A 1,315-nucleotide genomic window follows, 5' to 3' on the forward strand; every position below is an offset into this window, starting at 1 on the left:
GGTCAGCTATCAGGATGCTGCGATCCATTCCGGCAACCTCTATCCTCTATCGCTTCGACGGCTGGGTGCAGCCCGCCACATCGCAGCGGCATCGATCCGCGACCAGGCAGGAAAGGTCGCCGTAAGGTGGTCTGGGGCTGGCGCGACGAGGCCAGCGAGCGACGGCGGCGTCGTGCGATCGGGCTGGTGGCCAGTTCCGACCTCGGCGCCGTCCACCGCCATGATGTCCGTGACTTCGCGCACGGTGCACTCATCAGCCTACGAAGGCAGGGCCACATCCCCTCGCAGGGACGTTGCCGAGCCCAATGTCGCGGAGCATGTGACGCTGCTCGGCGGCGCCGGCACCCAAGGCCTCATCTTGATGTCAGCCCGCCGGGGGCAGGGGTCACCGGGTTTCAGCGATCGGCCGCGTCTCGCGGGTCAGGATTCCCCGGAACGGCGCGAATGCCGGCAGTGGAAACGGCTGTGCCAAATCCCGCCCATCTGAGCTGCCGGTGAACAATCCCTCCGGAACGAAATGAGCCCCTAAGTCCATTCGGTTTCCGCACGCAACCCCGCGCGGCGGCGGACCGAGTTGGCGTTTCGCGCCTGCCCGCGTCACTCCTTGCCTTGGGGGCGAGCCGTCGCGTTCCGCTCCGGTTGCAGGCGTCTCCCGCTGTCCTTGGCCGGGTCTCGTTCGGAGGGACGGTCCCCCGGACGAGCAAGATGGAGACAGGAAATGACCAACATCGTTTTTCTCGCCGGCAACATCGGCAACGACCCCGAAATGGTGAACACCCGCGGCGGCACCAAGATCACCGACTTCCGGCTGGCGACCTCCCGCCCGAAGCGGGCCGACGGCAAGGTGGTCAAGGGCGAAAACGGCTACGCCGAGCAGGACACCGAATGGCACCGCATCAAGTGCTTCAACAGCCTCGCCGAGACGGTGCAGAAGCACTGCGTCAAGGGCATGAAGGTCGCGGTGCGCGGGCGCATCCACTACACAAGGTGGACGGACAACGACGAAATCGAGCGCTTCAGCTCCGAGATCATCGCCGACGCCATCGACTTCCTCGCCTGGCCCAAGCGCGACGGCGCCGGCAACCAGACGGAAATCGACGACGAGATCCCGTTCTGAGCCCGGATCGGGTGGCCCCGCCGCGCGGCGGGGCCCACCCCTCATGCAGAAAGGAGCACCGAGGATGTGCAAAGTTCTCAATGCCCGCATCGTCGGGAAAGCGCCCGCTCCCGGGCGCGTCTATATCGGGCGGCCGAGCAAATGGGGAAATCCCTTCGTCATCGGCCGCGATGGTTCACGCGAGGAGGTCATCGAGAC

At 66.1% G+C, this 1,315-nt stretch carries 3 protein-coding genes; all 3 read left to right on the forward strand.

Annotated elements, in window-relative coordinates:
• On the forward strand, window positions 1–487 hold a 487-nt coding region (locus AC0L25_RS32340), incomplete at its 5' end, for a hypothetical protein (RefSeq protein WP_473599170.1).
• Window positions 488–718: 231 nt separating this feature from the next.
• Window positions 719–1,117, forward strand: coding sequence for a single-stranded DNA-binding protein (locus AC0L25_RS32345; protein WP_473599171.1), 399 nt, complete (start codon window positions 719–721; stop codon window positions 1,115–1,117).
• A 64-nt stretch (window positions 1,118–1,181) separates the two neighbouring features.
• A partial coding sequence (locus tag AC0L25_RS32350) for a DUF4326 domain-containing protein (RefSeq protein ID WP_473599172.1) occupies window positions 1,182–1,315 on the forward strand: 134 nt, incomplete at its 3' end.

Source organism: Mesorhizobium sp. WSM4813 (assembly GCF_055811555.1).